The 12,547-nt window shown below is 61.4% G+C and carries 11 protein-coding genes; 6 read left to right on the top strand and 5 right to left on the bottom strand.

All coding sequences use genetic code 11. The features are described from left to right. Nucleotides 1–158: 158 nt before the first annotated feature. Entirely contained in the window at nucleotides 159–626 is a 468-nt protein-coding gene (locus tag FFM53_RS24760) for a nuclear transport factor 2 family protein (RefSeq protein WP_138390422.1), read from the bottom strand. Between the two features lie 137 nt (nucleotides 627–763). On the opposite strand from FFM53_RS24760, the gene FFM53_RS24755 reads away from it, so the two are divergent. Beyond that, entirely contained in the window at nucleotides 764–1,135 is a 372-nt protein-coding gene (locus FFM53_RS24755; RefSeq protein ID WP_138390423.1) for a winged helix-turn-helix transcriptional regulator, read from the top strand. Nucleotides 1,136–1,147: 12 nt separating this feature from the next. On the opposite strand, the gene FFM53_RS24750 is transcribed toward FFM53_RS24755, so the two are convergent. Further along, on the bottom strand, nucleotides 1,148–2,122 hold the full coding sequence (locus FFM53_RS24750) for a zinc-dependent alcohol dehydrogenase family protein (RefSeq protein WP_138330785.1): 975 nt from the start codon (nucleotides 2,120–2,122) through the stop codon (nucleotides 1,148–1,150). Nucleotides 2,123–2,172: 50 nt separating this feature from the next. Between FFM53_RS24750 and FFM53_RS24745 the strand changes: the two genes are divergently transcribed. The 3 genes from FFM53_RS24745 to FFM53_RS24735 are packed head-to-tail and all read left to right on the top strand — an operon-like array spanning nucleotide 2,173 to nucleotide 5,331. Continuing rightward, complete coding sequence (locus FFM53_RS24745; protein ID WP_138330786.1) at nucleotides 2,173–2,589, top strand: acyl-CoA thioesterase; 417 nt, start codon at nucleotides 2,173–2,175, stop codon at nucleotides 2,587–2,589. Nucleotides 2,590–2,618: 29 nt separating this feature from the next. Further along, nucleotides 2,619–4,148 carry a class I adenylate-forming enzyme family protein gene (locus FFM53_RS24740; protein WP_138330787.1) on the top strand — a complete coding sequence of 510 codons (1,530 nt, stop codon included), beginning with the start codon at nucleotides 2,619–2,621 and terminating at the stop codon, nucleotides 4,146–4,148. Beyond that, nucleotides 4,126–5,331: a thiolase family protein gene (locus tag FFM53_RS24735; RefSeq protein ID WP_138390424.1), complete on the top strand. Its 1,206-nt coding sequence runs from the start codon at nucleotides 4,126–4,128 to the stop codon at nucleotides 5,329–5,331. The genes FFM53_RS24740 and FFM53_RS24735 overlap by 23 nt, the downstream gene beginning before the upstream one ends. Nucleotides 5,332–5,346: 15 nt before the next feature. Here the strand turns inward: FFM53_RS24735 and FFM53_RS24730 are convergent, their stop codons facing one another. Beyond that, on the bottom strand, nucleotides 5,347–5,805 hold the full coding sequence (locus FFM53_RS24730; RefSeq protein WP_138330789.1) for a carboxymuconolactone decarboxylase family protein: 459 nt from the start codon (nucleotides 5,803–5,805) through the stop codon (nucleotides 5,347–5,349). Nucleotides 5,806–6,189: 384 nt separating this feature from the next. Between FFM53_RS24730 and FFM53_RS24725 the strand changes: the two genes are divergently transcribed. Next, nucleotides 6,190–6,954 carry an SDR family oxidoreductase gene (locus FFM53_RS24725; RefSeq protein WP_138330790.1) on the top strand — a complete coding sequence of 255 codons (765 nt, stop codon included), beginning with the start codon at nucleotides 6,190–6,192 and terminating at the stop codon, nucleotides 6,952–6,954. Nucleotides 6,955–7,003: 49 nt separating this feature from the next. Further along, nucleotides 7,004–7,417, top strand: a complete 414-nt coding sequence (locus FFM53_RS24720) for a cupin domain-containing protein (RefSeq protein ID WP_138330791.1) — start codon at nucleotides 7,004–7,006, stop codon at nucleotides 7,415–7,417. A 44-nt stretch (nucleotides 7,418–7,461) separates the two neighbouring features. Here FFM53_RS24720 and FFM53_RS24715 read toward each other — a convergent pair whose 3' ends face one another. Together FFM53_RS24715 and FFM53_RS24710 are read right to left on the bottom strand one after the other, a co-directional pair. Beyond that, complete coding sequence (locus FFM53_RS24715) at nucleotides 7,462–8,745, bottom strand: cystathionine gamma-synthase family protein (RefSeq protein WP_138330792.1); 1,284 nt, start codon at nucleotides 8,743–8,745, stop codon at nucleotides 7,462–7,464. Nucleotides 8,746–8,818: 73 nt separating this feature from the next. Continuing rightward, nucleotides 8,819–9,898 carry a YihY/virulence factor BrkB family protein gene (locus tag FFM53_RS24710; protein ID WP_138390425.1) on the bottom strand — a complete coding sequence of 360 codons (1,080 nt, stop codon included), beginning with the start codon at nucleotides 9,896–9,898 and terminating at the stop codon, nucleotides 8,819–8,821. Nucleotides 9,899–12,547 lie beyond the last annotated feature (2,649 nt).

Raw genomic sequence — 12,547 nt, 5'->3', positions numbered from 1 at the left:
GATCGACTAGGGCACCAGCCATTTTGGCGTATGGGCATTAGGCCACCGGCAAATGTCGACCGAGCAGTGCGGCGGAAATCGGCAGCAACGAGAGAGACGGCTGAACCAAGCGCGTAGTGCCGATAGTGGGGCCAGCTGGGAAGCCGGCCCCACTCAACTCAGAACATGGTGTTCTTGTTTACCGCCTCTTTCGGAACGGCCTGGATCACGTCCCAGTGCTCGACGATCTTGCCGTCCTTGACGCGGAAAATATCGACGATCGCCTGGCCGCGGTCATCGGCGCCGTTCGTCGCGTGCACGTGCAGCCAGACGAGATCGCCATCGGCGGCGCTGCCGACGATCTCGGCCTTCGATTGGGCATTGTCCTTGAAGAAGCCGATGAAGAAGGAAATCAAAGGCTTCTTCCCGTCGGGAACTTGGGGATTGTGCTGCCGGTAATCGTCAGCGACGACCGAGGCGGCCTCGATATCGTGCTTGTTGAAGAACCCGTCGTAGAATTCCACCACCAGCTTCCGGTTGGCTTCCTCGATCTTCAAATCCCGCGAGGCCGATTCAGCAAAAGCGCCGGCCGGCGCGGCGACACCTGCCAAAATGACGAGTGCGAAAAGCGATTTCCCGAATGTCATGCATCAAGCTCCTTGGTACGGATTCGCGATCTAGTCTAGAAAACAGACTATGAGAGCTGGTCTATGAAACCGCGGCATGCCGAGCAAGAAGGCAGGTTTTAGTGGCAAGGTCAGCCGACGATGACCGAGGACGGAGCATGCCCAAGGAAACGGACGATCCGAAACAACAGCCTGGGGCGGGATGCTCGATCAGAGGCGTGCTCGATCGTATCGGCGATCAATGGAGCCTGCTCACCCTCGAGGCACTGGAAGACGGAAAGAAGCGCTTCAACGAGCTGATGCGCGAGATCGGTGACATCTCGAAGCAGATGCTGTCCAAGACATTGAAGCATCTGGAGCAGGACGGCTTCGTGCGGCGCACCGTCTATCCGGAGGTCCCGCCTCGCGTGGAATACGAACTGACGGAGCAGGGGCGATCCTTCCTCATCCCCATGAAAACCCTGATCGGGTGGGCCGAGCAGAACCATGCGGCAATCACCATCGCGCGGCAACGGCACGAAGACTCCTAGGGACAGCGTCCGTCAGGCCAAGAGCACCTTGCCGCCCGTTCGAAAGGGAAGAGCGGAGTGCAGGGCTTGCCGGACATTTTCCAAGGGGAATACCTCCCGCACCTCGGTCGCTATGACCTTCGAAACGATATGCGCCGCGATCTCGGAATAGGCCCGCTGGACGTCGCCCATCGCTTGCGAATGAACCCATTCACGGAGGTGACAATAGGAAAAGGCGATATCGGGATGGGAGGCCCAGAAGGAAGCCGGAATGCTTTGGCCCGAAAGCAGGCCGTAATGCACGAAATGCCCGCCGGGCTTGAGCGCATCGGCGAGGACGGATGCGCGCGCTCCTCCGACGCAGTCAAGCACAGCGTCGAGCCCATGCCGGCCGGTGAGCCCGGCGACCAGATCGCTTTCGCTTTCCTCTCTATCGATGATGATAGCCTCGACCCGGCCGCGCAGGCGCTCAAGTGATCCTTCGCTGCGGACGATGGCGACCGGCTCCACGCCGGCGGCATTGGCGAGACCGATCAATATCGCTCCGATCGAAGAGGCGGCGGCATTGATGGCGATGCGCATGCCTGGCCTCAGCCCGATCTTGGCACGCAGCATCAACCAGGCCGTCATCGGATTGACGTAGCTCGTTGCAGCTTCGAAGTCGGTAAGCTCGTCTGGAACACGAAGGCACCAGCCGGGATCGGTATCCTTGAATTCCTGCCACCCGCCGGCGCTGCGCACCGGCAGCACGCGTGTCCCGGGGGAAAGCCCATGAACCTCCTCACCGCACTGTTCGACCACGCCGAATGCTTCGAAGCCGGGAATGAAAGGTAATGTCGTGCGTCCGCTATAGGCTCCTGATATGGTGATGATATCGGACGGATTGATCGCCCGCGCCAGCAGACGTACCCTCACCTCGTCGCGCGCCAGCGGCGGCAGCGCAGCCTGCTCGAGCTCAACGACATCCTGAGCCGGGCCGAATTTTCGCACGACCGCCTGATATTGCATTGCATCCCCCACACACTGCGGTTAGATCACCCCGTCGAATTGGTGATCGAATGAGCGTTGACGACAGGCCTTTAGCATCGTTCCGGGTCTCGATGCGAGACATCGACATCTATGGTCATGTCCACAATTCCCGTTATCTCGATTATTGCGAGGATGCGGTCATCGAGTTCCTGCGGCAACGGCAAATTCTCAGCCATTTCCGTCACACTTCCTCCGGCGTTGCCTATCACGTGAAGAAGGCGGAGATCACCTTTCACAGCCCAATCGACCTTGACGATGTCGTGGAAGTGAAGGTGAACATAGAGAAAATCGGGCGCACGAGTCTGTCCTTTGCCATAGAACTCTTTCGCCAGCGCGATGGCGCCCATTGCGCATCGGCGCATTTCGTCTGGGTCTGCGTCGGCCTCTCCGACAGCCGCCCGACGCCGATTCCCGAAGCGACCAGAGCCGCTCTGTCTCCAGGCTGATTGCCGATCGTTCAAACCAGCGGGTGTCCATGCCGATCCATGCGCAGCTTCTTCGACATGCAACGGAAACACCGGACAAGCCGGCGCTGGTGATCGACGGGCACTCGCTCAGCTATGGCGAGCTCTATGTGCGCGCCAAGGCAATTTATCGGTTTCTCCAAGATCTCCCTCGCTCGAATCGCCGCTCGCTCGATCTGCCCGGTGTGGAGAAGCTTGCCGCTCTCAGCCTTGGCAACCATATCGGCTTTGCCGAGTATTTTGCGGCGGCCACCGCTTTCCCGAATGCCTGCGCGGTCATCGACCCGATGATGCCGGCGGAAAGGATCGAACGCATAATCGAGCGCCTGGCGCCTGACGTTCTGATTGTCGACGACGATGCCGGGCCGAGTGCTGAAATTGCCCGAAGACTCGGCATTCCCGTTGTCGCTGCCGGAGCCGAGGCTTTCGACCTTGCCGCGGCGGAAGGTGAAGCCGAGCTGCCGGCCGATACCGACAAGATCTTTCTGATCGGTTTCACCTCGGGGACCACCGCCGAACCGAAAGCCTATTATCGCTCGCGCGAACAATGGCGCCGGAGCCTCGATCGCGGACGCGTTGTTTTCGAACTCGAAGACGCGCCGTCGACAATGTGCCCGGGAGCGCTCGCGCATGGCCTGGCGCTTTATGCATTGGTCGAAGCTTTCGATGCCGGGGCAACCTTTCATTCGATCAGGAAATGGGATCCTGGCGTGGTGGCACGCACGCTCTCCTCCCGGCAAGTCGAACGGCTGGTTGCCGTACCCACGCATATAGCCGGCATTGCAAGAGCGTGGGCGGGTGAACCCGCTCTGACCTCCCTGCGCGACGTCCTCAGCGCCGGCGCAAAGCTTGACAGGAACGGGGTCGAGTCCATGCGTCGCCTTTTTCCGAAGGCGCGCATCCGGGAATATTACGGCGCATCCGAGATTGGATTCATGACCGTCTCGACCCTTGTCGGGAGCGAGATCGATTTTCCGATCGACCGGGTAGGACAAGCCTATCCCGGCGTGGGAATTTCCATTCGCGATCCCGATGAAAACGACGTCGGGACCGATGTGGCGGGAACTATATTCGTCGACAGCGACCTGATCGCTGATGGATATCTTTGGGGCGACGATGGTCAGGCCTTCCGGGTCACAAAAGCCGGGGCGACGGTCGGAGATCTCGGTGAACTCGATGCCGATGGCATGCTGCGGGTGATCGGCAGGGCCGGCGGCATGATGATATCAGGCGGCAACAACGTTTATCCCGCAGAAGTCGAGAGCGCGCTCAAAGTCTGCCCCGGGGTAGAAGATGCCGTTGTCTTCGGGCTGCCGGACGCCTATTTGGGCCAACGGATCGTTGCCGTCGTCTCGGGAGAGACGAGAGACCCGAAAATCCTGGCCGATCATTGCGCGCGGATGCTCTCTAGGTACAAGATCCCTAAGCAATTCTACCATATCGAGTTCTGGCCGATGACGAGCAGCGGCAAGATCTCGAGGGGGCAAGTGGAGACATCGGTGATCTCAGGAGACGATCTTGTCCTACGCCTATCAGCCTGAGGAGGATTGGCAGCCGGTCGTGGTTGCCGCCTACCGGTCGCCGATCGGCCGGGCGTTCGGATCGCTTGCTACTGTCGCGGCGGAAGATCTGCTTGCGCCGATCATCCGTCGCATTGTTTCCGAAGCGGGAATTGCGCCGGAAAACATCGATGATGTGCTGGTGGGTAATGCCGCCGGTGGCGGTGGAAACATCGCGCGGCTGGCAGCGCTCACAGCAGGTCTGCCCATGTCAGTTCCGGGTGTTGCGATCGATCGGCAATGCGGCTCGGGCCTGGAAGCGATCATCATGGCAGCCCGGCTGATCCAAGCGAAAGCCGGTTCGTGCTTTCTGGCCGGCGGCGTGGAGAGTGTCAGCACCGCGCCATGGCGCGTCGAAAGACCAAAGACGAATGGGATGCCGCCGCGATTTTACGGGCGCGCCCGGTTTTCGCCTGAAACGATCGGCGATCCGGAAATGGGAATTGCCGCCGAAAACGTCGCGCGGCAGTTCGGCATATCGCGCCAGAGACAGGATGAATTCGCCCTGCGCAGCCATAGGCTCGCCGTGCAAGCGGCCGAGGCAGGCATCTTTCGGCCTGAGATCGTTGAAATTCCCACCAGCTACGGTCAGATCGAACGGGACGAATGTCCACGCGCGTCCACATCTCTTGAGGCGCTCGCAAACCTCCGGCCGGTCTTCCTGGCCGATGGTTCGGTGACAGCCGGCAATGCCTGCCCGCTGAACGACGGCGCCTGCCTGGTGCTGGTCATGAGTCGCGCAATGTCGAGAAGCATGGGCATCGAAAAGGGACTAGCCTTCATCGACAGCGCCGCTGCCGGTGTGGATCCCAACCTGCTCGGCATCGGCCCGGTCGCCTCGACCAGAAAGCTGCTGCAGCGTCAGCCCGGGCTTTCGCTCTTGGGCATCGATGCCATCGAATTCAACGAGGCTTTCGCGGCCCAGGTTCTGGCATCGCTGGACCAGCTCGCTATCCCTGCCGACGCGATCAACAAGGACGGCGGAGCCATTGCGCTCGGCCATCCATTCGGAGCCTCCGGCGCAATCCTCGTGACCCGGCTGTACAGCCAACTGATCCGCGACACCGGGGAAGGCTGGGCGCCGGGTGCGACTGCCTTGGCGATGATCGGCATCGGCGGAGGCATCGGGCTGAGCGCCATGTTCGAGGCTGCCAAGCTTTCCTGACCAAGGTGCAGCCCGTCAGGCGGCGGCGCGTTTGTGATCGGCCGGATGCTGAAGCCGGAAGCCGATCGCCAGCCTGTTCCAGGCGTTGATCATCGCAACACCGATTGAAAGGGCCACGAGCTCGTCATCCGAGAAGTTGGCGTGCGCCTCTTCATAAACATCATCCGGCGCATGGCTTTTCGCGATCTGAGTGAGAGCCTCGGCCCAGGCGAGTGCGGCCCGCTCCCGAGTGGTGAAGAGCTGTGACTCCCGCCACGCGTTCAGAAGCAGCAGCCGGTCATCCGTTTCGCCGAGCTTCAGCGCGTCCTGGCGGTGCATGTGCAGGCAGTGAGCGCATCCGTTCATCTGGGAAACGCGCACTTTGACAAGTTCGAGCAACTTCGGATCGAAGCTTTTGGCAATCCAGCCTTCAACGGAAAAGAGGCCGTCGATGCCGCTGTTCTTATGGGCCATGAAGTTCAGACGCTTGATCATTCTTATCTCCACCGTGAGAGGATTGATGACGCAAGCCTCGGCTTGCAGGCCAGTTAATACGCCTTGCCTTCCAGGTCGACTATCTGCCCCAACGGTAGATCAGGCCGATGCCTGTCGACGTCATGTTCCTCCATTTTGGCCGGATTCCTCGACCGCAGAGCCAGCTTTCCTACTGCGTTCGCATAGGGTGACAGCGACCGAGGGAGAATAGTTTGGCACCGCGATCCGGCGCATTCTCCTGCTCATCGGTTTCAACCGGCCGCACCGGCGACGGTCCCGATGAAGTCGCTTCGCTCATCGAGGGCGCGGGGGCATGCCGAGCAGTTGCCTGCTCGCTTTCAGGTCAACAGAGGAAACTCCTCGTAAAGGACAAGGAGACTACCCATGAAAATCGTCGTTATCGGCGGTACCGGCCTCATCGGCTCGAAGACCGTGGAAAGATTGCGCAGCAAGGGGCATGAGGTGTTGGCGGCTTCGCCGAATTCGGGCGTCGACACGATCACCGGCAAGGGCGTGGCCGAAGCGCTCGCTGGCGCGCAGGTCGTGCTCGATCTCGCAAACTCGCCCTCATTCGAGGACAAGGCCGTCCTGGAATTCTTCCAGACGTCGGGCCGCAATCTGCTCAAGGCAGGGGCTGCCGCCGGCGTCAAGCATCATATCGCGCTGTCGATCGTCGGCATGGAGCGGCTGCAGGGCAGCGGCTACATGCGCGCCAAGATGGCCCAGGAAGAGCTGATCAAGACGTCCGGCATACCCTACACCATCGTGCACTCGACGCAGTTCCACGAATTCATGGCTGGCATCGCCCAGTCGGGTACCGTCGGCCAGACGGTGCATCTGTCGCCCGCCTACGTGCAGCCGATCGCCTCGGACGACGTTGCCGACGTCATGGCCGAGGTGGCGCTCGGCACGCCTGTGAATGGCACGATCGAGATCGGCGGGCCGGAGAAAGTCCGCCTCACCGAGATCGTGACGCGTCTCTTCAAGGCCACGAGCGATCCGCGCCAGGTGGTCACCGATCCGCATGCCCGCTATTTCGGGGTCGAACTCGAGGACAATTCGCTCGTGACCGGCCCCAAGGCTCGGCTCGGCCGGATCCGTTTCGACGATTGGCTCAGCCGTCAGCCACCGCAGAAAAAGAGCGCCTGACAGCGAGGCTGCGCCTGTCGACCCATTCTATCAATTGAGGAGACCAGACATGCTCAGGAAAATGATCTCGGCAGCGGCGTTCGCCCTTGTACTTGCCGCCGGTACTCAGGCTCACGCCGGAGGTGGGAAAGCGAAGGTGAGCGTCGTTTTCGACCAGAAGCTTCCCAATGTTCCCGGCAAGAGCATGAAGGCTGTGATGGTGGAATATGAGCCCGGCGGCCTGTCGCCCGGCCATACCCATCCGGATTCGGCCTTCATCTACGCCACCGTTCTCGAAGGGGCGATCCGCAGCGCGGTGAACGACGGCCCGGTGAAAACGTATAAGGCTGGAGAAAGCTTCGCCGAATTTCCAGGCGATCACCACAGCGTCAGCGCAAACGCCAGTGATACCAAGCCGGCGCGCCTGCTTGCGGTCTTCGTGCTGGACACCGACGAGACGGAACTGACGATCGACGACAAATAAAATGGTAAACGATGCCCGGCGCCGCCGGGCATCGGTTCCCCCAATCACGCAGCCTGCAGCGCTATCTCGAGGTCGGCGATCAGATCGTCCGGATGCTCGATGCCGATCGAAAGACGGATCGTCGATTCCAGAACACCGATGCGCTGGCGGACATCGGCGGGCACGCCGGAATGCGTCATGGCGGCCGGATGGCTCGCAAGCGATTCCGTGCCCCCCAGGCTGACCGCAAGCTTGAAGATCTGCAGCGCGTTCAGGAATTTGAACGAGGCTGGCTGACCGCCGCGGATGTCGAAAGAGAAAGTCGAGCCGGCGCCGGTGCATTGCGCGATGAAGGTCCGCCCGGCCGGCGATTCCGGATCGTGGTAGGGCAGGTAGTGAACCTTCTCGACCTTCGGGTGATCGCGCAGAAAGTCGGCGACGGCCCGCGCGTTGCTGTTTGCCCGTTCCATGCGGAGCTGCAGCGTTTCCAGCGAGCGGCCGAGCATCCAGCAGGAATGTGGATCGAGCTGTGTGCCGATTGCGCCGCGCAGGGCCTTGATCTGCTTGATCACCGCCTTGCGACCAAGAACGGCGCCGGCGATCAGGTCGGAATGGCCGCCGACATATTTCGTCAGCGAATAGAGCGAGATATCGGCGCCGTGCTCGATCGGCCGCTGGAAGACTGGTCCGAGCAGGGTATTGTCGCAGACGATAATCGGCATATGACCCTGTCTTGCACCGATCGCGTCGGCCACGCGTCGGATCATCGCGACATCGACCAGGCTGTTGGTCGGATTGGCAGGCGTCTCGATCAGGATGACGGAAACGCGGCCCTTGGCCATTGCCTCTTCAGCCGCCTTTTGCACCGATCCTTCGCTGACGCCGTCGGCAAAGCCGACGGCGGCGGCGCCGAGGTTCAGGAAGGTCTTCGCCAGCAACGTTTCCGTTCCCCCGTAGAGCGGCTGCGAATGCAGGATCGCATCGCCCGGCCGGACGAAGGCGAGCAGAGTGGTGGCGATCGCCGCCATGCCGGATGAAAACAGCACGCCGCTTTCCGTCCGTTCGTAGACGGCGAGCCTGTCCTCGACGATCTCGCTGTTTGGATGGTTGAAGCGCGAATAGACGAGGCCCGCCCCCTTCCCCTCGGGCGGCTCGCGGCGGCCCGACACGTAATCGAAGAAATCGCGGCCATCCTCGGCCGTGTTGAAGACGAAAGTGGAGGTGAGGAATACCGGCGGCTTGACCGCCCCTTCCGAGAGCTCCGGATCGTAGCCGTAGTTCAGCATCTGTGTTTCGGGATGCAGGGCATGATTGCCGATATGGGTTTTGGAAGGATGCGGGGCGGTCATCATCGTCTCCTGTTTCGGGACTGGCGAAATGGCAGAATACATCAAAACCATATAAGAGGAGCAATCATCGCGGTTAGCTCATGGTCTCGCCCAGAGTGTCCGCGACATAGGCGCCGCGCGCCCCCATTGGCAGTGGCGTTCCCGTCGTCGTGTCCTTTGCGGTCTGATGCTCCAGTTCGGCGTTAAGCTCCCCTCCGACGATGAGAATGACGACGGAAAGCCAGATCCAGATAAGGAAGCCGATCAGCGCGCCGAGCGTGCCGTATGTCGCGTTGTAGTTGGCGAAATGGTCCAGATAGAAAGAAAAGCCGAGGGACATGGCGGCCCAGGCGATCGTGGTCAGAACCGCGCCCCACGTCATCCACCGGAGCTTGGCAGGCTCGCGGCTGGGGCCGAAGCGGTAGACCGATGTAACGGCCACTGCGACGACCAGCAGAAGCAGCGGCCATCGCAGGAGAAGGGCCATGTGCTCCTTGAACTGATCGAGCCAGAGATAGGAGAGAACAACCGGCATGACCCCGACGAGCGCCACCATGACAACCGTCAAAAGCATCGCGCACAAGGTGAAGCAGAGGCCGATCAGGTTCAACCGGACAAGCCCCCGCTTCTCTTCCTCCTCATAGGCGACGTTCATCGCGTCGAAGATCGCCAGAGTGCCGCTATGCGTGCTCCAGAGGGCGATGCCGAGGCCGACGAAGAAGGTGATGCCGAGCGTCGCGTCGCGCCGATCGACGAGCTCCTTGATCTGATTGGCAAGAAGATCGAACGCTCCTGATGGCATGAGGCCGGCCAATTCGCGAAGATGTTCGGATATGGTGGCCGGATCTGCAACCAGCCCGTAAAGTGACACCAAAGCCGCCATGGCTGGGAAGAGTGCCAGCAGCAGATAAAACGTCACACCCGCGGCAATCAAAGTGACCCGGTCGGCGAGGACCTCGTGGAAGACGCGCCAGAACACGTCGCGAAGGCCGCTGAAAGGGATAGCCTCGGGCACGCTGGCGCTGCGACCATGATCGGCAGGTGCGCGGCCGGTATCCCCAGACCGAGCGACCGACCTGCGCTCAGTCGCCTGCATCAACACAAGTGCGCCAATCGCTGCGGCCATCATTGTCGCCGCAATGGAGAATCTCTTGAGGTGAAGCACATCAGGCATGAGCTGGTCTCCGGTCTCGTGCGGAGATAACGCAGGGTGCCGCTAAAGGATGCAAGCCGTTGCTTTCCTGCGGACATTTCATGCAGGACCGAGATGGTCCGTTTCCCCAATCGGGCCAGGAAGCAGGGATTAGAACGATGGAGCCGCTCCGCCGCTGCGCCCATAAGTCGTTGATATCGCTGCAGTCACATCCTGCTACGGAAGCAAATCCAGACTTTAGTTTCGTTACTGCTGTGGTGGGAGTCTTTCGACAGGTCTACCGATGGGGGCGGCTTGGTAGCCGCGAAGCGGTAGATTGGTGTGCGGCTCATATCGAAAGCGCGACTTGGACCTGAATTCCGCCTGCCTCCATTCGACACCGGCGCCTGTCGGCGACCCGCACCAGCCTATGCACTGTGCAACGAGCCCGCCAAAATAATAGCGCCGGTGACAATGGCCTGCAATAGCCGTTTGCGTTATCAACGGGCAAATAGCGGGTTTCGCCCCTGCGATCCGATTGCTTTCGCTCAGCGCGCCTCATGCCAAGCGCCGTCGAGACCGAGCCCCTGCCCTGCCCACGGACGCGATCTCGATGGCCTCGGTGGTTGCTTGATAGCGGGGCGGCAATCGGCAGAACGCGCCGCGATCGATCAAGTGGCTACGCGTAGCCAGCCGCGCGGCGAGGAGGTGGATATACGACGCGCGCCGCTCCGAACGTCGGCCAGTTCATAGCCCGGCGTTATTTTGCAATAGGCGCCCTCCCCGGCCGCCACCGCAAGCGCTGCTCGGCATCCCGTTCACAAGGCGCAGGAACATCTTCCGACATATCGGCCGGGATGAACGCAGGTCTTCTACACTGGCTGACAGTGAGGGCTGCACGTCATCAAATAACGTGCATTGATGACGGGCGCGGCCTGTCTGACATGATGGTGCGGTCTTGGTACTACGGCCGGCAATCTCAGGACAAAGCGGACCCGACGCTGCCGTTCCCCATGCGCGGCTCGCTGCTGCAAGCAGATCGGCGGTAGTCGTCGCTGCGTCAGGTGCGCTGACGGCCCGCCGATCGACGTCAGCGACCGCCCTTTCGCAACGGGCGGATGCGCCGGAAGAATTCGGCCGTGAACTGCGGATCCTCCAAGATCGAAGGGCGTCCCCTCCCCTTCCGCGAGATCCCTCCGCTCGGTCTTATGTAGCACCGGATGATAGCGAGACAGCGGTACTGTCGGCTGACTACTACACAGAAGCCGGCTTTATGCCGGATGGGCAACCGACCCTGCGGCCTTTCCCAGACGAATCCGCAAACCCTAGCTGCAAGGCCGAACGTTGCCTGCTCATGCCGTTGTCCGCGGACAACCGGATCATCAACGTGGTAGTCGCCAGGTCGTTTGCGCATGAACTGATCTCCGCAGCAACTGGGTTCGCGCCGGGAAAATATCCCTGATATCGCCGTACTGATTTGCGGTATTAGGGCCGCCTCGATGGCTCTGCCTAGTATCGTAGAGTCGCGCTTTCATGCGTCTTGCCGAACAGGCGCGGCGTATTCGGCTCCAAGAGTTCCGCCGGGTCTGCCGGCAGTTTCGCAATGCCGAGAACCTGCTCCCGTCTAAGAGGAGCAGAGCGCCGCCCGTTCGAAGAGGCTGCGAGGCTGCCGACGCTGCGGCTTCGCTCACCGAAAGGGATCCGCGGCAAGGTCGGTGGGACGCCGCGGCGGGGTCATCCTCGCCGCTCTTGCGCCTCCTTGATGAGGTGGCAATCGAGACCGCCTATCGCTCGGCATTGGCTAACGGCAATGCTTCGGTCCGGCCAGATCGGTAAGCGTGCGGCTCCGTGCTTCGAGGCTCCTGCGGCGCGGCTCAGGCAAAGGCTGGAGAGAGGGCGGCAGGTGAGGGCGGCGACTCCAGCAGTCTGTCAGTTCGCGGTGCATCGATCGGTTCGGCCGTCCAAGCTATGCCTGTTGGTCCTCCATCCTGAGCTTTGCTGGCCGGAGGACGAAGTCTCGAATGGTGCAGCGGATGGCTGAAAGCTGACGGCAGCATCCGCATGTGCTGGGGCGGATGGTTGGATGCTGTCGCCGTCGTTGGTCATCGGCGTCCGATCGGTCGGCTTGGCGATCGCCTTGTTCGACATCTCGGCCAACTCGGCCGTCAGTCAGGTGGAGATAAGCAAGGCCATGCTCTTGCTCGGGCGAAGGGTTGGGCAAGCCAGGTCCAAGGCGGACCGTCGTCGATCATTGAGGCAATCTCCATTCGCGCGTCCGGCTCTAGGCGCACCAGCCGCGCGATCTCCTGTGCCACTTCAATCATTTCGTGGTGGGCAGGTCGGCCCGCTGAAGGTCGGGGAAACTCCCTCCGCCGGGTCCTTTACTCGGCAAGTTGTCCGCGGACAACCCCTCGCTAGCCCTGATCGCGTGCGAGTGAGGCTGCATTTGTCTGGCACTTCGTCTGCGACATCCGCGCAGCCACCAGGCTTGAATTTGTCGCATCGCAACGCTACCTCGTGACAGACCGAAGCGCTTAACCCCTCCGAGCCGCTTCGGTGCGACGGACAGCCCTCCTCCTCCCAGGCTGTCGGTCACTATCGAAGCCCGGCGCATCTCTCCCGCGCCGGGCTTTTGTCATTCTGGCAATCGCCGCCGGACGGGCAACGAATCCTCATTTTCCATTCGTATCG

It is taken from the genome of Rhizobium indicum (genome assembly GCF_005862305.2).
Lineage (GTDB): Bacteria > Pseudomonadota > Alphaproteobacteria > Rhizobiales > Rhizobiaceae > Rhizobium > Rhizobium indicum.
This window is presented reverse-complemented; position numbering and strand designations above follow the sequence as displayed.

What these genes read in the sequence shown, in the direction of transcription:
- FFM53_RS24760 (WP_138390422.1), bottom strand. Translation starts at nt 626, where the DNA reads ATGACATTCGGGAAATCGCTTTTCGCACTCGTCATTTTGGCAGGTGTC.
- FFM53_RS24755 (WP_138390423.1), top strand. Translation starts at nt 764, where the DNA reads ATGCCCAAGGAAACGGACGATCCGAAACAACAGCCTGGGGCGGGATGC.
- FFM53_RS24750 (WP_138330785.1), bottom strand. Translation starts at nt 2,122, where the DNA reads ATGCAATATCAGGCGGTCGTGCGAAAATTCGGCCCGGCTCAGGATGTC.
- FFM53_RS24745 (WP_138330786.1), top strand. Translation starts at nt 2,173, where the DNA reads ATGAGCGTTGACGACAGGCCTTTAGCATCGTTCCGGGTCTCGATGCGA.
- FFM53_RS24740 (WP_138330787.1), top strand. Translation starts at nt 2,619, where the DNA reads ATGCCGATCCATGCGCAGCTTCTTCGACATGCAACGGAAACACCGGAC.
- FFM53_RS24730 (WP_138330789.1), bottom strand. Translation starts at nt 5,805, where the DNA reads ATGATCAAGCGTCTGAACTTCATGGCCCATAAGAACAGCGGCATCGAC.
- FFM53_RS24725 (WP_138330790.1), top strand. Translation starts at nt 6,190, where the DNA reads ATGAAAATCGTCGTTATCGGCGGTACCGGCCTCATCGGCTCGAAGACC.
- FFM53_RS24720 (WP_138330791.1), top strand. Translation starts at nt 7,004, where the DNA reads ATGCTCAGGAAAATGATCTCGGCAGCGGCGTTCGCCCTTGTACTTGCC.
- FFM53_RS24715 (WP_138330792.1), bottom strand. Translation starts at nt 8,745, where the DNA reads ATGACCGCCCCGCATCCTTCCAAAACCCATATCGGCAATCATGCCCTG.
- FFM53_RS24710 (WP_138390425.1), bottom strand. Translation starts at nt 9,898, where the DNA reads ATGCCTGATGTGCTTCACCTCAAGAGATTCTCCATTGCGGCGACAATG.